The organism is Streptomyces sp. NPDC047017 (genome assembly GCF_040644175.1).
GTDB lineage: Bacteria > Actinomycetota > Actinomycetes > Streptomycetales > Streptomycetaceae > Streptomyces.
In genome coordinates this window covers 1-23,321 of record NZ_JBEYVW010000026.1, presented here as the reverse complement: position 1 = coordinate 23,321, position 23,321 = coordinate 1, and the positions used below count along the sequence as shown (strand labels likewise).

Sequence of the window (23,321 nt, the reverse complement as noted above, 5' to 3'; positions counted from 1 at the left end):
CTGCACGGAACGGTACTCACGCCCACCCGTGCGGCACAGCCCGATCACACGGGTGCGGCCCGGCCGGGACCGCGCTCGGCGGCATTCCGTACCGGTCTGTCGCCTTCACCCGAATGACACGGCGGACGCCGCACCGGAAACTCCCGCCCGCGAACCGGGCGGGGCCCCGTGACGCCTCGCGCCCCGGCCCCGGCGGCCGTCCACGCGGTTGTCCACAGGGCGGACCGGCAGTTGTCCACAGCGGTTGACACCCTACGGCGGCGGGCCGCACCATGGAATTCGCCGGACCGAACGATCGGTCGGGACAGTATGGAGAAGCCGAGGTCGAGGGGGACCCCATGGCCACAGCAGCCGCGCACCGGACAGCCGGCGCCCCGGCGCACGACGCCGCGGACGGCGCCGCGGGATCCGACGTCCACCAGCGGGCCTTCGACGCCGCCGTGGCCGCGGACGAGCGCGTCGAGCCGCGGGACTGGATGCCCGACGCCTACCGCGCGACGCTCGTCCGGCAGATCGCCCAGCACGCCCACTCCGAGATCATCGGCATGCAGCCCGAGGCGAACTGGATCACGCGCGCGCCCTCCCTGCGCCGCAAGGCCATCCTCATGGCCAAGGTCCAGGACGAGGCCGGCCACGGCCTGTACCTGTACAGCGCGGCCGAGACCCTGGGCACCAGCCGCGACGAGCTGCTCGACAAGCTGCACAGCGGCCGCCAGAAGTACTCCTCGATCTTCAACTACCCCACCCTGACCTGGGCGGACGTGGGCGCGATCGGCTGGCTGGTGGACGGCGCCGCGATCACCAACCAGGTCCCGCTGTGCCGCTGCTCCTACGGCCCGTACGCGCGCGCCATGGTCCGCATCTGCAAGGAGGAGTCCTTCCACCAGCGCCAGGGGTACGAGCTGCTGCTGGCCCTGAGCCGGGGCACCCCCGAGCAGCACGCGATGGCCCAGGACGCGGTGGACCGCTGGTGGTGGCCGTCCCTGATGATGTTCGGCCCGCCCGACGACGCCTCCCAGCACTCGGCGCAGTCCATGGAGTGGAAGATCAAGCGCCATTCGAACGACGAACTGCGCCAGCGCTTCGTCGACATCTGTGTCCCCCAGGCCGAGTCCCTGGGCCTGACCCTCCCCGACCCGGACCTGAAGTGGAACGAGGAGCGGGGACACCACGACTTCGGCGCCATCGACTGGACCGAGTTCCGGGACGTCCTCAAGGGCAACGGCCCGTGCAACGAACAGCGCATCACCCAGCGCCGGCGGGCGCACGACGAAGGCGCCTGGGTACGGGAGGCGGCCGCGGCCCACGCGGCCAAGCACAGCGGCGCCGCCGGCGACACCGGCGGCAGGACGGGAGCGGAGCAGGCATGACGAACACCGACTGGCCCCTGTGGGAGGTCTTCGTGCGCTCCCGGCGCGGACTGTCCCACACCCACGCCGGCAGCCTGCACGCCCCGGACGCGGAGATGGCCCTGCGCAACGCCCGCGACCTGTACACGCGGCGCGGCGAGGGCGTGTCGATCTGGGTGGTCCCGTCCGCGGCGGTCACCGCCTCCTCCCCGGACGAGAAGGACCCCTTCTTCGAGCCGGCCGCCGACAAGCCCTACCGGCACCCCACGTTCTACGAGATCCCCGAAGGGGTGAAGCACCTGTGACGGCCACGATTCCCGCGACCGCCGCCCTGGCCCTGGGCGACGACGCCCTGGTGCTCTCCCACCGCCTCGGCCAGTGGGCGGGCCACGCCCCCGTGCTGGAGGAGGAGGTCGCCCTCGCCAACATCGCCCTCGACCTGCTGGGCCAGGCCCGGGTGCTGCTGTCGACGGCCGGCGACGAGGACGAACTCGCGTATCTGCGCGAGGAGCGCGCCTTCACCAACCTCCAGCTCGTCGAGCAGCCCAACGGCGACTTCGCGCACACCATCGCCCGCCAGCTGTACTTCTCCACGTACCAGCATCTGCTGTACGCCCAGCTCGCCACCGGGGACGGCGAGTTCGCCCCGCTCGCCGGGAAGGCCGTCAAGGAGGTCGCCTACCACCGCGACCACGCCGAGCAGTGGACGCTGCGCCTGGGCGACGGCACCGACGTCAGCCATGAGCGGATGCGGCGGGCCTGCGAGGCGCTGTGGCGGTTCACCGGCGAGATGTTCCAGCCGGTGCCGGGCCTGGACGCCGACTGGGCCGCCCTGGAGGCGGCCTGGCTGGAGTCCGTGGGCGGCGTGCTGCGCCGGGCCACCCTGGACCTGCCCGAGGGGCCGCGCTCCGGCGCCTGGACGGCGGGCGCGGGCCGGCAGGGCCTGCACACCGAGCCGTTCGGCCCGATGCTGGCCGAGATGCAGCACCTGCACCGCAGCCACCCGGGGGCGACATGGTGACCGCGGCGACCGCGCTGGAGGGCGAACTGCTGCGGCTGGCGGGCTCGGTGCCCGACCCCGAACTGCCCGTGCTCTCCCTGGCGGAGCTGGGCGTGGTCCGGGCGGTGCGCCTGCGCGACACCGACGCGGTCGAGGTCGAGCTGACCCCCACCTACACCGGCTGCCCCGCGATCGAGACCATGTCGATGGACATCGAGCGGGTGCTGCGCGGACACGGCATGCGGGAGGTCACCGTCCGCACGGTGCTCGCCCCGGCCTGGTCGACGGACGACATCACCGCCGAAGGGCGGCGCAAGCTGCGGGAGTTCGGCATAGCGCCGCCCCGCGTACGCACGCCCTCCGCCCCCGTCCCGCTGGCCCTCGGCCCCACCCGCACCGGCCCACCCCGGTCCACCGTGCCCCCCGGACCCACGGGGTCCACCGGGCAGCACCGCACCCCCTCGGTCCCGGCCTCGGCACCAGCCCCGGACCCCGTCCCCTGCCCGCACTGCGGCTCCGCCGACACCGAGTTGCTCAGCCGGTTCTCCTCCACCGCGTGCAAGGCGCTGCGCCGCTGCCTGGCCTGCCGGGAGCCCTTCGACCACTTCAAGGAGGTGTGATGGCCCGCTTCCACTCGCTGACCGTGACGGCGGTCGACCGGCTCACCGACGACTCCGTCGCCCTCACCCTCGCCGTGCCGCCCGAGCTGCGCGAGGAGTACCGGCACGCGCCGGGCCAGCACCTCGCGCTGCGGCGGGTGGCCGACGGGGCCGACATACGCCGGACGTACTCGATCTGCTCACCGGCCCCGGACCCCGCCGGCGAGGGACCGCGGAGCCTGCGGATCGGCGTGCGGCTGGTGGAGGGCGGCGCCTTCTCCACGTACGCCCTCAAGGAGATCGCCGCCGGGGACGCGCTGGAGGTCATGACCCCGGCGGGCCGGTTCACGCTGGAGCCCGCGCCCGGGCTGTACGCGGCGGTCGTCGGCGGCAGCGGCATCACCCCGGTGCTGTCCATCGCCGCCACCCTGCTGGCCCGCGATCCGGCGGCCCGTTTCTGCCTGATCCGCAGCGACCGCACGACCGCCTCGACCATGTTCCTGGAGGAGGTCGCCGACCTGAAGGACCGCTACCCCGAGCGGTTCCAGCTGGTGACGGTGCTCTCCCGGGAGGAGCAGCAGGCCGGACTGCCCTCCGGGCGGCTCGGCCAGGAGCGGCTGACGGCGCTGCTTCCGGCGCTGCTGCCGGTGCCGGAGGTGGCGGGCTGGTTCCTGTGCGGGCCGTACGGCCTGGTGGAGGGGGCCGAGCGGGCGCTGCGCGGACTCGGGGTGGCCCGGTCCCGGGTCCACGAGGAGATCTTCCACGTGGACGCGAGCACGGCATCCGTGTCCACGTCGGCCGCTCCCGCGCACAGCACGGTCACCGTCCGGCTCGACGGCCGCGGCGGAACGTGGCCGGTGCGAGAGGGGGAGACGCTGCTGGAGACGGTCCTGCGCAACCGGTCCGACGCGCCCTACGCCTGCAAGGGCGGCGTCTGCGGAACCTGCCGGGCCTTCCTGGTCACGGGCGAGGTGCGCATGGACCGCAACTTCGCGCTGGAGCCGGAGGAGACGGAGGCGGGTTATGTGCTGGCCTGCCAGTCGCGTCCGACGACGGAGGCGGTGGAGCTGGACTTCGACCGCTGAGCACCGCCGAGGACAAACCCCGCGCCCCCCCCCGGGCCCCGGGCCCCGGAGACCGGGGACCCGGAGGCTCGGGGAGCACGCGGCGAGGCTCAGAGGACGTGGCCGGGCCGGCCCTCGTCGGTGATCACGGGGCGGCCCGAGGCGGCCCAGACCTGCATGCCGCCGTCGATGTTCACCGCGTCGACGCCCTGCTGGACGAGGTACATCGTGACCTGCGCGGACCGGCCGCCCGAGCGGCAGATCACATGGACCCGGCCGTCCTGGGGCGCCGCCTCGGTCAGTTCGCCGTAGCGGGCCACGAAGTCGCTGATGGGGATGTGCAGCGCCCCTTCGGCGTGGCCCGCCTGCCACTCGTCGTCCTCGCGGACGTCCAGCAGGAAGTCGTCGTCCTTGAGGTCCGCGACCTCGGCCGTGGGCACACCAGCTCCGAAATGCATGGGTCCGACGCTACCCGACACGGACGCGGACGCGCCCCCGTCCGCCGCGCGCTACGGACGGCACACGGCGGAAGGCGCGCCGCAGCCGGCCCGCGCCGGTCGTCAGCCTGGCCCCCGCAGCGCGGCCAGTTCCGTCTCGCGCTGCGCGACGTCGTCCCGGAGCCTGGCGCCGATCTCGTCGAGCAGCCCGTCGGGGTCGTCGGGGGCGAGCCGGAGCATCGCGGCGAGCGCGCTGTCCTCCAGTTCCTTGGCGACCAGCGTGAGCATCTCCTTGCGCCGGGACAGCCACTCCAGGCGGGCGTACAGTTCCTCGCCGCGGCTCGGCAGGTGCTCGGCGGGGGCCGGGCCGGCGGCCCATTCCGCGGCCAGTTCGCGCAGTTCGTTCTCGTCGCCGCGGGCGTAGGCGGCGTTGACCCGGGTCATGAACTCCTCGCGCCGCTCGCGCTCGCCGTCCTCCTGCGCCAGGTCGGGGTGGGCCTTGCGGACCAGCTCGCGGTAGCGGCCGCGGGCCTCCTCGCTGGGGCGCACCCGCTGCGGGGGCCGCACCGGCTGGTCGGTGAGCATCGCCGCGGCCTCCGGGAACAGGCCGTCGCCGTCCATCCAGCCGTGCAGGAGTTCCTCGACGCCGGGGACGGGGGCGAGCCGGGCCCGGGCCTCCCGCGCCGCGCGCAGGTCCTCGGGGTCGCCGCTGCGCGCGGCCCGCGCCTCCGCGATCCGCGCGTCCAGCTCCTCGATGCGGGCGTAGAGCGGGCCGAGCCTCTGGTGGTGCAGCCGGGAGAAGTTCTCGATCTCGACCCGGAAGGTCTCCACCGCGATCTCGTACTCGATGAGCGCCTGCTCGGCGGCGCGTACGGCGCGCTCCAACCGCTCCTCGGGCCGCGCCGCAGCCGCCTCGGACGTCGCCCGATCCGCTCCGGCGACGCCGCCCTGCTCAGCTTCCGGGGTCGTCACCCGACCAGCCTAGGCCACGGCGGCGCCGCCCCGGCCCAGGCACACGAGCCACCCCCGCCCCGCCGCACCCCGTCCCGCCGCACCCCCGTCCCGCTGCCCTCTCCTCACGCCCCGCGCACCCCCGTCCCGCTGCCCTCTCCTCACGCCCCGCCCCGTCCCGCTACACCCCCGTCTCCGCCGCCAGCCGCCCCGTGCGCACCGCGGTCAGCAGGTCGGCGTGGTCCGCCTCGGTGCGGTCGGCGTAGGTGACGGCGAACGCGGCGATCGCCTCGTCGAGTTCCTGGTTCTTGCCGCAGTAGCCCGCGATCAGGCGGGGGTCGGCGCTGTGCGCGTGGGCGCGGGCCAGCAGGGCGCCGGTCATCCGGGCGTAGTCGTCGATCTGGTCGGCGGGCAGGGCGGCCGGGTCGACGCTGCCCTTGCGGTTGCGGAACTGGCGGACCTGACAGGGCCGTCCCTCCACCGTCGTCCAGCCCAGCAGGATGTCGCTGACCACCTGCATGCGCTTCTGGCCGAGCACCACCCGCCGGCCCTCGTGCGCCGGCTCGTGCGCGTCGGCCGCCCCGGACTCCCCCGGCACCGGGAAACCGGCCCTCGCCAGGTGCGGCAGCAGCACGGACGGCCGCGCCTCCTTCACCTGGAGCACCAGCGGCTCGCCCCGGTGGTCGAGCAGCAGCACGACGTAGGACCGGGTGCCCACGCTGCCGGTGCCCACGATCCGGAAGGCGACGTCGTGCACCGCGTGCCGGGCCAGCAGCGGCAGCCGGTCCTCGGAGAGCGTGGCCAGGTACCGCTCCAGGGCGGCGGCCACCGCCGCGGCCTCCGCGTCCGGCACCCGCCGCAGCACCGGCGGGGCGTCCACGAAGCGCCACCCGCCGTCCTCCAGGCGCTCGGTCGCCTTGGCCGCGAACCGTCCGCTGGTGTTGGCCCGCGCCTTCTCCGAGACCCGTTCCAGGGTGCCGAGCAGGTCGTGGGCGTCGGTGTGGGAGACGAGTTCCTCGTCGGCGATGGCGTTCCAGGCGTCCAGGACCGGGAGCCGGGCCAGCAGGCGCATGGTGCGGCGGTAGGCGCCCGCCGCGTCCTGGGCGGCGGCGCGGCAGCGTTCCTCGTCGCAGCCCGCCTCGCGGCCGGCGAGCACCAGGGAGGCAGCGAGCCGCTTGAGGTCCCACTCCCAGGGGCCGTGGACGGTCTCGTCGAAGTCGTTCAGGTCGATCACCAGGCCGCCGCGGGCGTCGCCGTACAGGCCGAAGTTGGCCGCGTGGGCGTCGCCGCAGATCTGCGCGCCGACGCCGGTGACGGGGGTGCGGGCGAGGTCGTACGCCATCAGTCCGGCGGAGCCGCGCAGGAACGCGAACGGCGTGGCCGCCATCCTGCCGACCCGGATCGGGATCAGCTCCGGTATGCGGCCGTGGTGTGACTCCTCGACGGCGGCCACCGCGTCCGGCCGGCCGGCGTCCGCCTCGAAGGCGGCGTGCGCGGACCGGGCGACGCGCTTGCGCAGCGCCTTGCCCTCCGCCTTGGGCGACCCGCCACCGGGCCACCGCGCGAACCCGGGCACCACCGGCACCCGCCCGTCCCGCCGATCACGCCCGTCCCGCAGGTCCCGGCCGTCCCCGCCCCCGGTCACCGTCGTCGCCACCACGTCATCCCCCTCAGCCCCCACCGCACCCGCACACACACCCGCGCACGGTCACATACACGTCATCTCGACGGCCCGACGCTACAGCGGCCCCCACCCGAACACACCGCCCCCGCGCCCGGCTCCCACGGCAGCTCCCCCGGCCCCGGGCGACCCGCACCGCCTGAGAGCTTCCTCACAACCCCGCCCACCGGCCCTCGCCCCACGGCAACGCAAAAGTCCCGCAGGTCGATGACCTGCGGGACTTTCAGCTGTGCGCGAGGGGGGAGTTGAACCCCCACGCCCTTGCGGGCACTGGAACCTGAATCCAGCGCGTCTGCCTATTCCGCCACCCGCGCATTGGGTGTGTCTTCCGATTCCGTTCCCTTTTCTTTCGGGCCCGGCGCCTTCCGACATGCAGAACATTAGCACGCCCCGGCGGGTGGATTCACATCCCTTTCCCCAGGGCAGACGTCCTGCCCCGGCACGTACTCCCCACCCGCCCGCGGCCGCCCCACCGCCCCCGACCGCTCCCGGCCGCCCCCGGACGCCCCCGGACGGACCGTCCCCTGCCACCGCGTTCCGTCTCAGTCCGTACCTGTTCACGTATCAACCTCGTACCGGTCCCGGCCGTCTCCCCAGGAGCCGGGGCGGCTCCCCGGCCGGGTGCGGGACACTGGTCCGTGGCCGCCTCTACGATCCTGGGCAGAAGTACCGCAGAGGTACGGCGGAAGTACGCAGGAGTACGAGCCGCCGGGGGTACGAACCGGAGAGCAGCGTCGACAACCCGTCGACCGGGCCGACAGGGGGAACCAGCCGATTTACCGGCGCGTGGATACGATCAGTAAGCAGTACCAGGTAAGCAGTACCCGTCAGCACGACGGCAGGACCCGCAGCGACGGCCGCCACGGCCACCACGGAGGAGGTGCCCCATGGGAGTCCTGAAGAAGTTCGAGCAGCGTCTCGAAGGTCTGGTCAACGGCACCTTCGCCAAGGTCTTCAAGTCCGAGGTCCAGCCCGTGGAGATCGCGGGCGCACTCCAGCGCGAGTGCGACAACAACGCGACCATCTGGAACCGCGACCGCACGGTCGTGCCCAACGACTTCATCGTGGAGCTGAGCGCGCCGGACTACGAGCGGCTCAGCCCCTACTCCGGGCAGCTCGGCGACGAGCTGGCCGGCATGGTGCGCGACTACGCCAAGCAGCAGCGCTACACCTTCATGGGACCGATCAAGGTCCACCTGGAGAAGGCGGACGACCTCGACACCGGCCTGTACCGGGTGCGCAGCCGTACGCTCGCCTCCTCCAGCGACCAGCAGGCCGCCCCCCAGGGCCCCTCGCAGGGACCGCCCCAGGGACCGCAGCCGGGCCGCCCGGCCGCGGCACCCGGCCGCGGCGCCCCCCAGGGCGGCTACGGCTACCCGCCGGCCGCCCCGCCGGCCGCGGGACCCGCGGGCGCGCCCCCCATGCCGGCCTCGCCGCCGCCCGGCGGATACGGCCACCCGCCGGCCGCCCAGCGGCCCGCGCAGGCCCCGGCGGCCGCCGGCCGCACCCGCTACTGGATCGAGATCAACGGCACCCGCCATCAGATCTCCCGCGCGACGCTGGTGCTGGGCCGCAGCACCGACGCCGACGTGCGGATCGACGACCCCGGCGTCTCCCGCCGGCACTGTGAGATCCGGACCGGAACGCCCTCGACGATCGCGGATCTCGGGTCCACCAACGGCATCGTGGTGGACGGGCAGCACACCACCCGCGCTACGCTCCGCGACGGCTCGCGGATCGTCGTGGGCAGCACCACCGTTATCTATAGGCAAGCCGAAGGGTGAACCGGGGGCAATGTCAGAGCTGACCCTCACGGTCATGCGGCTGGGTTTCCTGGCCGTACTGTGGCTGTTCGTGATCGTGGCCGTGCAGGTCATCCGCAGCGACCTGTTCGGTACGCGCGTCACCCAGCGGGGGACCCGCCGGGAGGCCGCACGGCCCCAGCAGACCGGCCGGCAGGCGGCCCGCCAGGCAGCGGCGGCCGCGCCCCCGCAGCAGCGCGGGCAGCAGAGCGGCGGCGGCCGGCGCCGCAACGCCCCGACCAAGCTGGTGGTGACCGAAGGCACCCTCACCGGCACCACGGTCGCGCTGCAGGGCCAGACGATCACCCTGGGCCGCGCGCACGACTCCACGATCGTGCTGGACGACGACTACGCCTCCAGCCGCCATGCCAGGATCTACCCGGACCAGGGCGGCCAGTGGATCGTCGAGGACCTCGGGTCCACCAACGGCACGTACCTGGACCGGTCCCGGCTGACGACCCCGACGCCGATCCCGCTGGGCGCCCCGATCCGCATCGGCAAGACCGTCATCGAGCTGCGGAAGTAGTGCTACGTCATGAGTGAGCGCGAGCGGAGCGAGCACGCAGCGGCAGGCCGTCACCCGGTCTCCGGCGCGCTCCCGACCGGAGGGTGGGCAGTGTGGCTCGACACGATCGGCTGTACCCGGAGCCGACGGGCGAGGTGCGCATGAGTCTGTCACTGCGCTTCGCCGCCGGATCGCACAAGGGCATGATCCGCGAGGGCAACGAGGACTCCGGTTACGCCGGCCCGCGGCTGCTCGCGATCGCCGACGGCATGGGCGGCCAGGCAGCCGGCGAGGTCGCCTCCTCCGAGGTGATCTCCACCATCGTCGCCCTCGACGACGACGTACCCGGCTCCGACATCCTCACCTCGCTCGCCACCGCGGTGCGGCGCGCCAACGACCAGCTCCGCTCCATGGTCGAGGAGGACCCCCAGCTGGAGGGCATGGGCACCACGCTCACCGCCCTGCTGTGGACCGGCCAGCGGCTCGGCCTGGTGCACGTCGGCGACTCGCGCGCCTACCTGCTGCGCGACGGCGTGCTGACCCAGATCACCCAGGACCACACCTGGGTGCAGCGCCTGGTCGACGAGGGACGCATCACCGAGGAGGAGGCCAGCACCCACCCGCAGCGCGCCCTCCTCATGCGCGCCCTCGGCAGCGCCGAGCACGTCGAGCCCGACCTGTCGATCCGCGAGGTCCGGGCCGGCGACCGGTACCTGATCTGCTCGGACGGCCTGTCCGGCGTCGTCTCCCACCAGACGATGGAGGAGACCCTCGCCGGCTACCAGGGCCCGCAGGAGACCGTGCAGGAGCTGATCCAGCTCGCGCTGCGCGGCGGCGGCCCCGACAACATCACCGTCATCGTGGCCGACGTCCTCGACCTGGACACCGGCGACACCCTCGCCGCCCAGCTCTCCGACACCCCGGTGGTGGTCGGCGCGGTCGCCGAGAACCAGCACCACCTGCACGACAACGGCATCATGCAGACCCCGGCCGGCCGCGCCTCCGGCCTCGGCCGCCAGGTCCCCGGGCAGGGCGGCGGCGAGTTCGGCCCGCCCGGCTCCGGCGACACCACCGGTTACGTCCCGACGGACGGCCTCGGCTACGGCGACGACGACTTCGTCAAGCCGCGCAAGGGCCGCGGGTGGCTCAAGGGCTCCCTGTACGGGGTGCTCGCCCTCGCCGTCATCGGCGGCGGCCTCTACGGCGGCTACCGCTGGACGCAGACGCAGTACTTCGTCGGCGTCAACGACGAGCACGTCGCGCTCTACCGGGGCATCAGCCAGGACCTGGCCTGGGTGAAGCTGTCCAAGGTGGAGACCGACCATCCCGAGATCGAACTCAAGTACCTGCCGCCGTACCAGCAGAAGCAGGTCAAGTCGACTATCTCCGAGGGCGGTCTGCAGGACGCGCGCAAGAAGGTCGACGAGCTGTCGGTGCAGGCGTCCGCGTGCAAGAAGGAGGCGGAGCGCGTCACCGCCGGCGCCCCGAGCGGCGCGAAGACGGGCCAGGGCAAGGCCGGCGGCACGGGAACCACCCGGACCGCCTTCACGTCCAAGGCACCGAAGCCGAACCCGTCGGCGGACACACCGCCGTCCACGTCTCCGTCCACGACCGCGACCGCGCCCACACCCAGCCCCGGCCCCACTCTCTCGGAGGAAGAGCAGAAGGTCGTCTCGCTGTGCGGTAAGCAGTAGCCAAGCCGTGAGAGGCCCTGTCACACGATGAGCAGTACTACCAACTCGCCGACGCACCACACGTCCACGATCGGCGCCATCGGCGCGCCGAGCCGCCGCAACACCGAGCTGGCGCTGCTGGTCTTCGCCGTCGCCATCCCGGTGTTCGCGTACGCCAACGTGGGCCTGGCCATCAACGACCAGGTGCCCTCGGGCCTGCTGAGCTACGGACTGGGCCTGGGCCTGCTGGCCGGCGTCGCCCATCTCGTCGTCCGCAAGTTCGCCCCGTACGCGGACCCGCTGCTGCTCCCGCTGGCCACGCTGCTCAACGGCCTCGGACTGGTGGTGATCTGGCGGCTGGACCAGTCCAAGCTGCTCCAGTCCATCCACCAGGCCGGCAACAAGGCACCCACCCAGCTCATGTACACGGCCATGGGCATCGCGCTGTTCGTCGTCGTCCTGATCTTCCTCAAGGACCACCGCGTCCTGCAGCGCTACACGTACATCTCCATGGTCGGCGCGCTGGTCCTGCTGCTGCTGCCGCTCGTGCCGGGCCTGGGCGCCAACATCTTCGGCGCCAAGATTTGGATCTCGGTCGCCGGTTTCAGCATCCAGCCCGGTGAGTTCGCCAAGATCGTCCTGGCCATCTTCTTCGCCGGCTACCTGATGGTGAAGCGGGACGCGCTCGCCCTGGCCAGCCGCCGCTTCATGGGCCTGTACCTGCCCCGCGGCCGCGACCTCGGCCCGATCCTGGTGGTCTGGCTGATGTCGATCCTCATCCTGGTCTTCGAGACCGACCTGGGCACCTCGCTGCTGTTCTTCGGAATGTTCGTCATCATGCTGTACGTCGCCACCGAGCGGACCAGCTGGATCGTCTTCGGTCTGCTGATGTCCGCGGGCGGCGCGGTCGGCGTGGCGGGCATCGAGCCGCACGTGAAGTCGCGTGTGCAGGCATGGCTCGACCCGATGCACGAGTACCTGCTGAGCCACAACGGCGTGAAGGGCCACTCCGAGCAGCTCCAGCAGGCCCTGTGGGCGTTCGGCTCCGGCGGCACCCTCGGCTCCGGCCTCGGCCAGGGCCACTCCGAGCTCATCCGGTTCGCCGCCAACTCCGACTTCATCCTCGCCACCTTCGGCGAGGAGCTGGGCCTGGCGGGACTGATGGCGATCCTGCTGATCTACGGCCTGATCGTGGAGCGCGGTGTGCGCACCGCGCTGGCCGCCCGCGACCCGTTCGGCAAGCTGCTCGCCGTGGGCCTGTCCGGCGCCTTCGCGCTCCAGGTCTTCGTCGTCTCCGGCGGCGTGATGGGCCTGATCCCGCTGACCGGTATGACGATGCCGTTCCTGGCGTACGGCGGTTCCTCCGTCATCGCCAACTGGGCACTGATCGGCATCCTGATCCGGATCAGCGACACCGCGCGCCGCCCGGCGCCCGCGCCCGCCTCGAACCCCGACGCCGAGATGACCCAGGTGGTCCGCCCGTGAACAAGCCCCTGCGCCGGATCGCGATCTTCTGCGGCCTGCTGGTCCTCACCCTGCTGCTCCGCGACAACTGGCTCCAGTACGTCAAGTCCGACAGCCTCAAGAACGCCGACGACAACCGCCGCGTGACCATCGCCCGCTACTCCACGCCGCGCGGCGACATCATCGTCGACGGCTCCCCGATCACCGGGTCCACGGAGACCAGGACCAGCGGGATCAACGACCTGAAGTACAAGCGGACGTACAAGGACGGCCCCATGTGGGCGCCGGTCACCGGCTACGCCTCGCAGGCCTTCGGCGCCACGCAGCTGGAGAGCCTCGACGACAAGATCCTCACCGGCAACGACGACCGGCTCTTCTTCCGCAACACCCTCGACATGATCACGGGCAAGCCGAAGCAGGGCGGCAACGTCGTCACCACGCTCAACGCGGCGGCCCAGAAGGCGGCGTACGACGGCCTCAAGGGCCACGGCAAGGGCGCCGTCGTCGCGCTCGAACCGTCCACGGGCAAGATCCTGGCGCTGGCCTCCTACCCGTCGTACGACCCCGGGTCCTTCGCCGGCACCTCGAAGGCGGACGGCGACGCCCGCAACAAGCTGCTGAAGGACAAGGACCCGAACGACCCGACGCTGAACCGGGCGCTGCGCGAGACCTATCCGCCGGGCTCCACCTTCAAGATCGTCACGGCGGCCGCCGCGCTGGAGAACGGCCTGTACACCTCGGCCGAACAGCCCACCGACTCGCCGGACCCGTGGACCATGCCGGGCACCCGCACCCCGCTGCCCAACGAGGGCGACATCCCCTGCAAGAACGCCGACATGCGCCAGGCGCTGCGGTGGTCCTGCAACACCGTCTTCGGCAAGATCGGCGCGGACCTCGGCAACGCCAAGATGCTCGCCGAGGCGAAGAAGTTCGGCTTCACCGAGTACCAGGACACCCCGGTCCGGGCCTACCCCTCGGTGTTCTCGGACAACATGAACAAGTCGCAGACCGCGCAGTCCTCGATCGGCCAGTTCAACACCGCCGCCACCCCGCTGCAGATGGCCATGGTCGTCTCGGCGGTCGCCAACGACGGCAAGCTGATGAAGCCGTACATGGTCGACAAGCTCCAGTCGCCCAACCTCGACACGCTGGAGCAGACCCAGCCGGAGGAGCTGAGCCGGCCGCTGTCGTCGAAGAACGCCCAGATCCTCCAGTCGATGATGGAGACCGTGGTCCAGCAGGGCACGGGCAAGAACGCGCAGATCGGCGGCGGCGTCAAGGTCGGCGGCAAGACCGGTACCGCCCAGCACGGCGTCAACAACAGCGGCAAGCCCTACGCCTGGTTCATCTCCTACGCCAGGACCAGCGACGGCAGCGCGCCGGTCGCGGTCGCCGTGGTGGTCGAGGACGACTCGGCCAACCGCGACGACATCTCCGGCGGCGGCCTCGCGGCGCCCATCGCCAAGAACGTCATGGAGGCGGTCATCAACTCCAAGAAGTGACCCCTGTCACGTCCCCTTCACATCGGTGCATGGTGCGATACCGGTCCTGTATCGGGTGACGGGCTCGGCCAGGTCACACAGAGCGATCCGGGTACGGTAGGCCCGGACGGCAGCTCCGGCGGCACGCACCGTGCCCGCCGGGACCGACGGAGAGGGCTGGTAGGTAGCTATGGAAGAGCCGCGTCGCCTCGGCGGCCGGTACGAGCTGGGCCACGTGCTCGGCCGTGGTGGCATGGCGGAGGTGTACCTCGCGCATGACACCCGCCTGGGCCGCACCGTGGCGGTGAAGACACTCCGCGCCGACCTGGCGCGCGACCCTTCCTTCCAGGCCCGGTTCCGCCGGGAGGCCCAGTCGGCCGCCTCGCTCAACCATCCCGCGATCGTCGCGGTCTACGACACAGGCGAGGACTACATCGACGGGGTCTCCATCCCGTACATCGTGATGGAGTACGTCGACGGGTCCACCCTCCGTGAGCTGCTGCACAGCGGTCGCAAGCTGCTGCCCGAGCGGGCCATGGAGATGACCATCGGCATCCTCCAGGGCCTGGAGTACGCCCACCGCAGCGGCATCGTCCACCGCGACATCAAGCCCGCCAACGTCATGCTGACCCGCAACGGCCAGGTCAAGGTCATGGACTTCGGCATCGCCCGCGCCATGGGCGACTCCGGCATGACCATGACGCAGACGGCCGCGGTCATCGGCACCGCCCAGTACCTCTCGCCCGAGCAGGCCAAGGGCGAGCAGGTCGACGCGCGCTCCGACCTGTACTCGACGGGCTGCCTGCTCTACGAGCTGCTCACCGTCCGCCCGCCCTTCGTCGGTGACTCCCCGGTCGCGGTGGCCTACCAGCATGTCCGCGAGGAGCCGCAGTCGCCCAGCGTCTTCGACTCCGAGATCACGCCCGAGATGGACGCGATCGTGCTGCGCGCGCTGGTCAAGGACCCCGACTACCGCTACCAGTCGGCCGACGAGATGCGCGCCGACATCGAGGCCTGCCTCGACGGCCAGCCGGTCGCGGCCACCGCCGCCCTGGGCGCGGTCGGCTACGGCGGCTACCCCGACGACCAGTCGACCACCGCGCTGCGCTCCGACCCGGGGGCCGGCGCCGCCACGACGATGCTGCCGCCCATGGGCCCGGACGACGGCGGCTACGGCTACGACGACCGGCCCGACCGGCGCGGCGGCCGGCAGAAGAAGAAGTCCAACGCCTCCACGATCCTGCTGATCGTCGCAGGGCTGCTGGTCCTCGTCGGCGCCATCCTGATCGGCAAGTACGCCTTCAGCGGCCACGGCTCGGGCAGCGACTCGGTCTCCGTGCCGAACTTCGTGGGCCAGACCAAGCAGGACGCCTCGGTCTCGGCGGACAACGTCGGCCTGAAGGCCGCCTTCACCCAGAAGGAGTGCGAGGACCAGCCCAAGGGCCACGTCTGCTCGCAGGACCCGGCGCCCAAGTCCGACCTCAAGAAGGGCGAGACCGTCACCCTGGTGGTGTCGAAGGGCGCGCCGAAGGTCCAGGTCCCCGGTGTGGTCGGCCTCAGCCTCGACGACGCCAAGGCGAAGCTCGAAGGCAGCGACTACCAGTTCAAGGTCGAGACGCAGACCCGCGAGTCGCCCGAGGACCCGAACAGCGTCCTGGAGCAGAACCCCACCACCGGCAGCCAGGTGGAGAAGGGCTCGACGGTCACCCTGATCGTCGCCAAGGCCCCCGACAAGGCCACGGTCCCCGACGTCACCGGCAAGTCCTGCGACGACGCCAAGGCCCAGATGCAGGCCGGCAACCTCACCGGCAACTGCACCGAGGTGCCCGTCACCGATCCCAGCCAGGACGGCAAGGTCGTCCAGACCGTCCCGTCCGCCGGCAGCCAGGTCGACAAGGGCTCGCAGGTGACCGTCCAGGTCGGCAAGGTCCAGCAGCAGCCGCAGAAGCAGGTGCCGAACGTCCGGGGCAAGAAGGTCTCGGAGGCGGTGCAGCTGTTGCAGCAGGCCGGCTTCACCAACATCAAGTTCAACGGCAGCAACGACGGCAACGCGTTCGTCATCAACCAGGACCCGCAGGCCGGCCAGCAGACCGACAACCCCGGCGGCACGCAGATCACCCTGACGACGTTCGGCGGCGGTGGCGGTGGTGGCGGCGGGAACGGCCACGGCGGCGGCGGGAACAACCAGGACAACGACGGCGGCGGCCTCTTCGACTGACCGCACGGCTCGGGTGACCGCACGGCTCGGGTGACCGCACAGCACAGAGCCCCGGCTCCCTCCCCCTCGCGGGGTGGGAGCCGGGGCTCCGTCGTCGCGGCCCGCGAGGTCAGCGCAGTTCCGCCGGCGGGGTCCGCTCGCTGTCGACCTTGTCCACGCGCACCAGCTCGCCCCAGACCACGTACCGGTGGCGGGAGGTGTACACGGGGGTGCAGGTGGTCAGCGTGATGTAGTGGCCGGGCTTCGTCACACCCGACTCCTCCGGCACCCGGTCCAGGACGTCGATGTCGAACTTGGAGGTCTCCGGGAGGATGTCGTAGACCTTGTAGACGTACCACTTGTCCTTGGTCTCGAAGACGATCGGGTCGCCCTTCTCCAGCTTGTCGATGTTGTGGAACTTCGCGCCGTGGCCGTCCCGGTGCGCGGCGAGCGCGAAGTTTCCCTCCTTGCCGGTCATCGGCAGGGCCGCCTTGACGGGGTCGGTGTAGTAGCCGGCCACGCCGTCGTTCAGGACGTCCGTGGACGTGCCCTTCTTGACCAGCACCTCGCCGTTGTGCATGGCGGGCACGTGCAGGAAGCCGATGCCGTCCTTGGTGTCCAGCGCGCCGGGGCCGCCGGGGGCGGAGTGCGCCCACCGGTCGCGGACCTTGTCGCCCTGCCGGTCGGCCTTGCGGTCCGCTATGACGTTCGTCCACCACAGGGAGTAGACGACGAACAGGCCGAGCACCAGGCCCACCGTGATGAGGAGTTCGCCGAGCACGCTGACGGCGAGGGCCGGCCGGCCGGAGCCTCGGCGGCGCGGGCGCCGCGCGGTGCTGTCGTCGGTGTGCTCTGCCGTGTCGTCCGTGGTCGCTGCCACCAGTTCCTCTGCCCTTTAACTGACGAGCGCATCCGGCTTGCCCTTGCTGCGCGGCCGTTCCTCGACCATCCTGCCCCAGACGATCAGCCGGTACGTGCTGGTGAACTCCGGCGTGCAGGTGGTCAGCGTGATGTAGCGGCCCGGTCCGGTGAAGCCCGAGCCGGCCGGGACCGGGTCCAGGACCCGGACGTTCGCCGGCGAGGTCACCGGCAGCGTCGACGTCATCCGGTAGACGAAGTACGTGTCCTGCGTCTCCACGACGATCGCGTCGCCCGGCTTGAGCTTGTTGATGTACCGGAACGGCTCCCCGTGCGTGTTGCGGTGGCCCGCGAGCCCGAAGTTGCCGGTCTTCGCGTCCGGCATCGCCGTGTTCAGGTCGCCCGGCCCGTAGTGCCCGACCATCCCCTTGTCCAGCACCTTCGTCTTGCTGGTGCCCTCGGCGATCGGCGCCACCACGTCCAGCGCGGGGATGTGCAGGATGGCGAAGCCCTGCCCCGGCTCGAAGGCCCCCGGGCTGCGCCGGCCGCTCGCCCAGTCGTCCTGGAGGTGGTGCGCCTCGGAGCCGGCCTGCGCGTGCGCGCGGATGTTGGTCCACCACAGCTGGTAGGTGACGAACAGCAGCAGCACCACGCCGGTGGTGATGAACAGCTCGCCGATGATCCTGCTGGCGACGACCGCCGGACCGGGCCGGCGCGCCCGCGCCTGCCTGCGGGCCTCCACCCGGGAGAGCGGGGCGGACACCCCGTTCCGGGCCGGGGAGGGCTCCGCGGGGCGTACGCCGGCGCCACGGCGCCCGTGACGGTGCCTGGCGGCCTTTCTGCGGGCCGCACGGCCCTCGTGGGGCCCCGCCTCCGTCCGGGAGGCGGGCGGGGCGGCAGCGGCCCGACAGGGCGGCAACTCGCCGGAGACCCGCAGCGCCATCGTCTCGTCGTCGGCGGGGGGCGGATACGGCGCCGCCGAGCCCTGCGGGTCGTACGGCGCCGGGGCGTACGGCTGTCCGGAGGCGTCCTGGGCCCCCGTGCCGTGCCGGCCGGCGCCGGACTCGCGCTCGGGGCGCAGCGCGGTCACGCCGTGGCCCTGCCCACCACCGGGGCGAGCCCCGCCGACCTCGCCACGGCACCCTGGTCGCCGCACTCCACCAGCCAGTTGGCCAGCATCCGGTGCCCGTGCTCGGTCAGCACCGACTCGGGGTGGAACTGGACGCCCTCGACCGCCAGCTCCCGGTGGCGCAGCCCCATGACGATGCCGTCCCGGGTGCGGGCGGTGACCTCCAGCTCGGCGGGGACGGTCGCCGGCTCGGCGGCCAGCGAGTGGTAGCGGGTCGCGGTGAAGGGGGAGGGCAGCCCGGCGAAGACGCCCCTGCCGGTGTGCTCGACCGGGGAGGTCTTGCCGTGCAGCAGCTCGGGCGCCCGGTCCACCACACCGCCGTAGGCGACCTGCATGGACTGCATGCCCAGGCAGACACCGAAGACGGGGACGCCGGTGGCGGCGCAGTGCCGGACCATGTCCACGCACACGCCGGCCTGCTCGGGCGTGCCGGGGCCGGGCGAGAGCAGCACGCCGTCGAAGCCTCCCCCAGTCTCGGCTCCGCTCGACCGGGAGGTGCCCCCACGGGCGTGCGCCGTCGAGACCTCGTCGTTGCGCAGCACCTCGCACTCGGCACCCAGCTGGTACAGGTACTGGACGAGGTTGAAGACGAAGCTGTCGTAGTTGTCGACGACGAGAATCCGCGCACTCACTGGTTGTCCACCGTCACATCGTTGAAGGGAAGCAGCGGCTCGGCCCACGGGAAGACGTACTGGAACAGGACGTAGACCACGGCCAGGACCAGCACCAGTGAGACCAGCGCCTTCAGCCACGCGTTCCCCGGCAGATGCCGCCAGATCCAGCCGTACATGCCGTCCCTTCCGTTTCAGCACGGCACCGGACTCACGCCGTACGCCACCAGACTAGCGGCGCGGCGCGGCGCGTTCGGCGGCCTCCGCGGGGTGCACCCGGACGTGCTATGCGACGGGCTCGGCGTAGTGCAGGTCCACCGTGCCCGAGTAGCCGGGCAGGGTCGTCGTCCCGTCCTCGGCGACCTTCCAGCCCAGGCCGTAGACGTTGACGTACACCATGTAGTTCTGGATCGCCGGGGAGTCGGCGAGCGCCTTCTTGAGCTTGTCCGGGTCCCCGACCGCCGTGATCTTGTACGGCGGTGAGTAGACGCGGCCCTGGAGGATCAGGGTGTTGCCCACGCAGCGCACCGCGCTGGTGGAGATCAGCCGCTGGTCCATGACCTTGATCCCCTGGGCGCCGCCGTGCCACAGCGCGTTGACCACGGCCTGCAGGTCCTGCTGGTGGATGACCAGGTAGTCCGGCTGCGGCTCGGGGTAGCCGGGGAGCTTGGCGGTGGCGTTGGGGGGCGCGTCGTTGAGGGTGACGGTGACGGCCTCGCCCTTGACGGGCCGGGTGCCCGCGCTGTCGGCCAGGCCGGCCAGCTTCCGGTCCTGGGTCCGGGTGCTGCCGCCGTCGCTCTTGGCGAGGGACTCGACGGCGTCGCGCAGGGCCGCGTCGCTCTCGTCCAGCTCCTTGTTCTTGCGGCTGCGTTCCTGGACGAGGTCGGACAGCTTCAGCAGGGAGGTGTCCGTGCGGATGTTGGTGCCCTTGGCGGTGTCGAAGCTCGTGAAGAAGATCAGCCCGGCCAGCGCGAAGACGGCCGCGGTGAGGACCCGCACGGGCGGGAATCGGCGGGTGCGGGCCGGTTCGTCACGCGGCCCCGGGGAGTCGGCGGAATTGCTCAACGTACCCTTATCTCCTTCGACGCCGCGGAAGCACTACGCTAACGGACGCCCGGGGGAGCGCTCGGGGACCCCTCGGTGTTCCCCTTGTACGCTGCCCCGAGCCAGTCCAGTTACCTGCGCGGCCACGCAGCGCATCGACAGGAGAGACCCTCGTGCCGAAGTCACGTATCCGCAAGAAGGCCGACTACACGCCGCCGCCCGCTGCCACGAAGCAGGCCACGGCCATCAAGCTGGAGAGCCGCGGCTGGGTGGCGCCGGTCATGCTGGCGATGTTCGTCATCGGCCTGGCCTGGATCGTCGTCTTCTACGTGACCGACGGCTCGCTGCCCATCGACGCGCTGGACAACTGGAACATCGTGGTGGGCTTCGGCTTCATCGCCGCCGGGTTCGGCGTCTCCACGCAGTGGAAGTAGGCCCGGCCACCGGGTGAACGCAGTTCTGCCCACGGCTATCCGCTGAGTTATCCACAGGCTGGTCGAATTTCCACACAAAGCCTGGGGAAAACCCGACGATCTGTGGATAACCAGTCTGCCGTTGACGCCGGTACGACTGTCACACCCTTCCGGAACGCCCGGCTGCCCCCTGCCTGACCTGCTATGACACAGGTGAGCGACAGGGGGCACAGCTGTTCCCGCACTCCGTGCACAAGATTCACCACACACTGTGGACAACCCGGCTCACCCGGGTCCCGGGGGGTGGGCCGGGCCGTGTCTCAGGCGAGCTGGGCCGTTCTGAGCAGCGTCATGACCACCACGGCGGCCAGCACCAGCGCGCAGCTGCCGTATTGCACCAGCGTCCGCCGCCGGCGCGGGGCGTGCACCATGGCGTACCCCACCAGCACCCCGGCGACCAGGCCGCCGATGTGGGCCTGCCAGGCGATGTTGCCCCAGCCGAAGGTGAAGATCAGGTTGATCACCAGCAGGGCGACGACCGGACGCATGTCGTAGCGCAGGCGGCGCATGAGCACGGCGGTGGCGCCGAAGAGGCCGAAGATCGCGCCGGAGGCGCCCAGCGAGGGCTGGTTGGGGGCGGCGATCAGATAGGTGAGGGCGCTGCCGGCCAGCCCGGAGGCGAAGTAGAGCGCCAGATAGCGGGCGCGGCCGAGCGCCGCCTCCAGCGGGCCGCCGATCCACCACAGGCTGAGCATGTTGAACAGGATGTGGATATAGCCGGCGTGCAGGAACATCGCCGTCAGCAGCCGGTACCACTGGCCCTGCGCGATGCCCTCGACCGAGCCGAGCAGCGGCACGTACGCCTGGCCGAGGAGTTCGAACCGCTCGGTGAAGCGGTCGCCCATGGACTGCTGGACCAGGAAGAAGACCAGATTGAGCCCGATGAGCACCTTGGTGAGCAGCCGGGGGTCGGCCGTGAGCGTGCCGCCGGCCAGGGTGCGGGGCCGGGACGCGGCGGGTGCCGGGCCGGTGCCCGAATCGCCGCGCACGCAGTCGGGGCACTGGTGGCCGACGGACGCGCTGACCATGCACTCGGGGCAGATCGGCCGCTCGCAGCGGGTGCAGCGGATGCCGGTCTCCCGGTCCGGGTGCCGGTAGCAGGTGGGCACGCCCTGGCCGCCCTGCCCGGCCGGCGGGCTGCCTGGTGCCTGGTCCATGGGGTCCCCTCACATTCGTCCCGGGCGGTGTACGGCTCATCGTGGGCAACGCACCGCCCCGCCCATCCTTACGGACGAGCGGGGCGTTTTGTTCCCGTCGGGACGCTGTCCCGGCCGTGCTGAAGGGCGCGGGGCTCTCCGGATCAGCCCAGGCCCTGGCGGGTCCCGACGACGACCTGGCGGGTCTCGACGACGACCTAGCGGGTCTCGACGACGACCGACTCGATGACGACGTCGTCGACCGGGCGGTCGTTGCGCGGGTTGGTCCTGGTGGCCGCGATGGCGTCCACGACCTTCTGGCTCGCCGGGTCGGTGACCTCGCCGAAGATGGTGTGCTTGCGGGTCAGCCACGCCGTCGGGGAGACGGTGATGAAGAACTGCGAGCCGTTGGTGCCCGGGCCGGCGTTGGCCATCGCCAGCAGGTAGGGCTTGTTGAAGGAGAGGTCCGGGTGGAACTCGTCCTTGAACTCGTAGCCGGGGCCGCCGGTGCCGTTGCCCAGGGGGTCACCGCCCTGGATCATGAAGCCGCTGATCACACGGTGGAAGACCGTGCCGTCGTAGAGCCTCGCGGTGGACTTCTGGCCGGTGGCCGGGTCGGTCCACTCGCGCTCGCCCTGGGCGAGTTCCACAAAGTTCCGGACCGTCTCGGGGGCGTGGTTCGGCAGCAGCCGCACCTCGATGTCGCCGTGGTTGGTCTTCAGGGTGGCGTAGAGCTGCTCAGCCACGATCTGCCTTCCGTTGTCCTCTGTGACAACCCCGATCCTCGCACGCGCGGTGTCGTACGGCGCCCGGCGACCGCTCCGGTGCGCCGATCCACCGGAACGGGTGGCGAAATACGGGCGAGTCCGCCCGTGCCCGGGGCGCGGCGCGGCGATCCGTGGCATTGTCGGCAGCAAGCTCCTTTTGTTCCGTATTCGTCCTGCCCCGTACTCGTCCTGCCCCGTCTCCGTCCGCTCCCCCGCATGACCCGGTTGCGCGTCCTCACATGCCTCCGGGCCCGTTGACAGGCATGATCCGTAAAAGGGTGGACAGTCGAATTACCGTACGCCACCGAGGAGGAGGAACCCGTGACCCGCATCGACAGCGTGCGCGCCGCGACCGGCTCGGCGAAGGACAGCGTGCTGCACGCCGCGGAAGTGGTGGCGCCCTACGCCGACACGGCCAAGGACAGGGCCGCCCACTACGCGCACGAGGCACGCGTACGGCTCGCGCCGAAGGTGTCACTCGCCGCCGACCAGGCCCGCGTCCAGTACGGGGCCCATGTCGCGCCCCGCCTGGAGCAGGCCCGGTGCCAGGCCATGACCTATGTGCCCCCGAAGATCGACCAGGCCGCCCAGGAAGCCGCCGAGCGCACCCGCAAGGCGGCCCGGCAGGCCGCCGACTACTCCAGGCCCAGGATCGAGCAGGCGATGGCGGCCGCCGCGCCGGTCGCGGACGAGGCCGCCGCGCGCGGTGCCGCGGCGCTGGTCGCGCTGCGCGGCCAGGTCCCGGCCCAGAAGATCCAGAAGCTGGCCCGCAAGCAGAGCCGCCGGGGCCGGGCCGGCCGGGTCGTCAAGGTGCTCGCCGTGGCGGGTGTGCTGGCCGGCGGTGCCTTCGCCGTCTGGAAGTGGTGGGACAAGCAGGCCAACCCCGACTGGCTGGTCGAGCCGCCGGCCGCGACCGAGGTCCCGGAGACGGGCCGGCTGGCCTCGGTGGACGGCAGCGGCCAGGCGGTGCTGGACCCGGAGGTCCAGGCGAAGCAGACCGAGGAGGAGTCGGCACACCGCGACGAGGAGGGCTGATCCCGGTCCGGCGCGAGCGGGTGCGGGGCGTGGAGGTGGGGCGGCAGACCTGTGGTCTGCCGCCC

At 71.8% G+C, this 23,321-nt stretch carries 23 protein-coding genes and 1 tRNA gene; 13 read left to right on the top strand and 11 right to left on the bottom strand.

Annotation, left to right across the window (positions count from 1 at the left end; genetic code table 11):
* Positions 1 to 338: 338 nt before the first annotated feature.
* From paaA to ABZ858_RS33100, 5 genes are read left to right on the top strand one after another with little or no spacing between them, the layout of a single operon-like run.
* Positions 339 to 1,370: a 1,2-phenylacetyl-CoA epoxidase subunit PaaA gene (gene paaA / locus ABZ858_RS33120; RefSeq protein WP_361387218.1), complete on the top strand. Its 1,032-nt coding sequence runs from the start codon at positions 339 to 341 to the stop codon at positions 1,368 to 1,370.
* Positions 1,367 to 1,654, top strand: a complete 288-nt coding sequence (paaB, locus tag ABZ858_RS33115; protein ID WP_361387215.1) for a 1,2-phenylacetyl-CoA epoxidase subunit PaaB — start codon at positions 1,367 to 1,369, stop codon at positions 1,652 to 1,654. Before paaA ends, paaB begins: the two co-directional genes overlap by 4 nt.
* Positions 1,651 to 2,370, top strand: a complete 720-nt coding sequence (gene paaC, locus ABZ858_RS33110; RefSeq protein WP_361387212.1) for a 1,2-phenylacetyl-CoA epoxidase subunit PaaC — start codon at positions 1,651 to 1,653, stop codon at positions 2,368 to 2,370. The genes paaB and paaC overlap by 4 nt, the downstream gene beginning before the upstream one ends.
* Positions 2,364 to 2,969: a 1,2-phenylacetyl-CoA epoxidase subunit PaaD gene (paaD, locus tag ABZ858_RS33105; RefSeq protein ID WP_361387209.1), complete on the top strand. Its 606-nt coding sequence runs from the start codon at positions 2,364 to 2,366 to the stop codon at positions 2,967 to 2,969. The genes paaC and paaD overlap by 7 nt, the downstream gene beginning before the upstream one ends.
* Positions 2,969 to 4,033, top strand: coding sequence for a 2Fe-2S iron-sulfur cluster-binding protein (locus ABZ858_RS33100; RefSeq protein ID WP_361387206.1), 1,065 nt, complete (start codon positions 2,969 to 2,971; stop codon positions 4,031 to 4,033). Before paaD ends, ABZ858_RS33100 begins: the two co-directional genes overlap by 1 nt.
* An 89-nt stretch (positions 4,034 to 4,122) precedes the next feature.
* Here ABZ858_RS33100 and ABZ858_RS33095 read toward each other — a convergent pair whose 3' ends face one another.
* The 4 genes from ABZ858_RS33095 to ABZ858_RS33080 form a co-directional block, all read right to left on the bottom strand.
* Positions 4,123 to 4,452, bottom strand: coding sequence for a rhodanese-like domain-containing protein (locus ABZ858_RS33095; RefSeq protein ID WP_361387448.1), 330 nt, complete (start codon positions 4,450 to 4,452; stop codon positions 4,123 to 4,125).
* A gap of 120 nt (positions 4,453 to 4,572) precedes the next feature.
* A complete protein-coding gene (locus ABZ858_RS33090; protein WP_361387203.1) occupies positions 4,573 to 5,421 on the bottom strand; it encodes a hypothetical protein in 849 nt (282 codons plus the stop codon).
* 160 nt (positions 5,422 to 5,581) lie between these two features.
* Positions 5,582 to 7,018: a DUF2252 domain-containing protein gene (locus tag ABZ858_RS33085; protein WP_361387445.1), complete on the bottom strand. Its 1,437-nt coding sequence runs from the start codon at positions 7,016 to 7,018 to the stop codon at positions 5,582 to 5,584.
* A gap of 293 nt (positions 7,019 to 7,311) precedes the next feature.
* A tRNA-Leu gene (locus ABZ858_RS33080) sits at positions 7,312 to 7,395 on the bottom strand.
* Positions 7,396 to 7,968: 573 nt separating this feature from the next.
* Here ABZ858_RS33080 and ABZ858_RS33075 point away from each other — a divergent pair.
* The 6 genes from ABZ858_RS33075 to pknB all read left to right on the top strand — a co-directional run bounded on the left by ABZ858_RS33075 (position 7,969) and on the right by pknB (position 16,224).
* Positions 7,969 to 8,865 carry a DUF3662 and FHA domain-containing protein gene (locus ABZ858_RS33075; RefSeq protein ID WP_361387200.1) on the top strand — a complete coding sequence of 299 codons (897 nt, stop codon included), beginning with the start codon at positions 7,969 to 7,971 and terminating at the stop codon, positions 8,863 to 8,865.
* A 10-nt stretch (positions 8,866 to 8,875) separates the two neighbouring features.
* Complete coding sequence (locus ABZ858_RS33070; RefSeq protein WP_361387197.1) at positions 8,876 to 9,409, top strand: FHA domain-containing protein; 534 nt, start codon at positions 8,876 to 8,878, stop codon at positions 9,407 to 9,409.
* A gap of 140 nt (positions 9,410 to 9,549) precedes the next feature.
* Positions 9,550 to 11,082, top strand: a complete 1,533-nt coding sequence (locus ABZ858_RS33065; RefSeq protein ID WP_361387194.1) for a Stp1/IreP family PP2C-type Ser/Thr phosphatase — start codon at positions 9,550 to 9,552, stop codon at positions 11,080 to 11,082.
* A 27-nt stretch (positions 11,083 to 11,109) separates the two neighbouring features.
* The gene (locus ABZ858_RS33060) at positions 11,110 to 12,546 is read left to right on the top strand and encodes an FtsW/RodA/SpoVE family cell cycle protein (RefSeq protein WP_361387191.1); all 1,437 of its coding nucleotides are present in this window, start codon (positions 11,110 to 11,112) and stop codon (positions 12,544 to 12,546) included.
* Positions 12,543 to 14,027, top strand: a complete 1,485-nt coding sequence (locus ABZ858_RS33055; protein WP_361387188.1) for a penicillin-binding transpeptidase domain-containing protein — start codon at positions 12,543 to 12,545, stop codon at positions 14,025 to 14,027. Before ABZ858_RS33060 ends, ABZ858_RS33055 begins: the two co-directional genes overlap by 4 nt.
* Before the next feature lie 169 nt (positions 14,028 to 14,196).
* Positions 14,197 to 16,224, top strand: a complete 2,028-nt coding sequence (pknB, locus tag ABZ858_RS33050) for a Stk1 family PASTA domain-containing Ser/Thr kinase (protein ID WP_361387185.1) — start codon at positions 14,197 to 14,199, stop codon at positions 16,222 to 16,224.
* A 109-nt stretch (positions 16,225 to 16,333) separates the two neighbouring features.
* Here the strand turns inward: pknB and ABZ858_RS33045 are convergent, their stop codons facing one another.
* The 5 genes from ABZ858_RS33045 to ABZ858_RS33025 form a co-directional block, all read right to left on the bottom strand.
* Positions 16,334 to 17,083: a class E sortase gene (locus ABZ858_RS33045; RefSeq protein ID WP_361387182.1), complete on the bottom strand. Its 750-nt coding sequence runs from the start codon at positions 17,081 to 17,083 to the stop codon at positions 16,334 to 16,336.
* A 15-nt stretch (positions 17,084 to 17,098) separates the two neighbouring features.
* Positions 17,099 to 18,151, bottom strand: coding sequence for a class E sortase (locus ABZ858_RS33040; RefSeq protein WP_361387179.1), 1,053 nt, complete (start codon positions 18,149 to 18,151; stop codon positions 17,099 to 17,101).
* Positions 18,148 to 18,822 carry an aminodeoxychorismate/anthranilate synthase component II gene (locus ABZ858_RS33035; RefSeq protein ID WP_361387176.1) on the bottom strand — a complete coding sequence of 225 codons (675 nt, stop codon included), beginning with the start codon at positions 18,820 to 18,822 and terminating at the stop codon, positions 18,148 to 18,150. The genes ABZ858_RS33040 and ABZ858_RS33035 overlap by 4 nt, the downstream gene beginning before the upstream one ends.
* Complete coding sequence (locus ABZ858_RS33030; RefSeq protein ID WP_173860855.1) at positions 18,819 to 18,980, bottom strand: hypothetical protein; 162 nt, start codon at positions 18,978 to 18,980, stop codon at positions 18,819 to 18,821. Before ABZ858_RS33030 ends, ABZ858_RS33035 begins: the two co-directional genes overlap by 4 nt.
* 106 nt (positions 18,981 to 19,086) lie before the next feature.
* Positions 19,087 to 19,866: a DUF881 domain-containing protein gene (locus ABZ858_RS33025; RefSeq protein WP_361387173.1), complete on the bottom strand. Its 780-nt coding sequence runs from the start codon at positions 19,864 to 19,866 to the stop codon at positions 19,087 to 19,089.
* A gap of 152 nt (positions 19,867 to 20,018) precedes the next feature.
* Between ABZ858_RS33025 and crgA the strand changes: the two genes are divergently transcribed.
* Positions 20,019 to 20,279, top strand: a complete 261-nt coding sequence (crgA, locus tag ABZ858_RS33020; RefSeq protein ID WP_361387170.1) for a cell division protein CrgA — start codon at positions 20,019 to 20,021, stop codon at positions 20,277 to 20,279.
* Positions 20,280 to 20,578: 299 nt separating this feature from the next.
* Here crgA and ABZ858_RS33015 read toward each other — a convergent pair whose 3' ends face one another.
* Positions 20,579 to 21,475 (bottom strand): rhomboid family intramembrane serine protease, encoded by an 897-nt coding sequence (locus tag ABZ858_RS33015; protein ID WP_361387166.1) that lies wholly within the window; start codon positions 21,473 to 21,475, stop codon positions 20,579 to 20,581.
* Positions 21,476 to 21,672: 197 nt separating this feature from the next.
* Entirely contained in the window at positions 21,673 to 22,200 is a 528-nt protein-coding gene (locus ABZ858_RS33010; protein ID WP_361387163.1) for a peptidylprolyl isomerase, read from the bottom strand.
* A gap of 342 nt (positions 22,201 to 22,542) precedes the next feature.
* On the opposite strand from ABZ858_RS33010, the gene ABZ858_RS33005 reads away from it, so the two are divergent.
* Complete coding sequence (locus ABZ858_RS33005) at positions 22,543 to 23,256, top strand: DUF5324 family protein (protein WP_361387160.1); 714 nt, start codon at positions 22,543 to 22,545, stop codon at positions 23,254 to 23,256.
* Positions 23,257 to 23,321 lie beyond the last annotated feature (65 nt).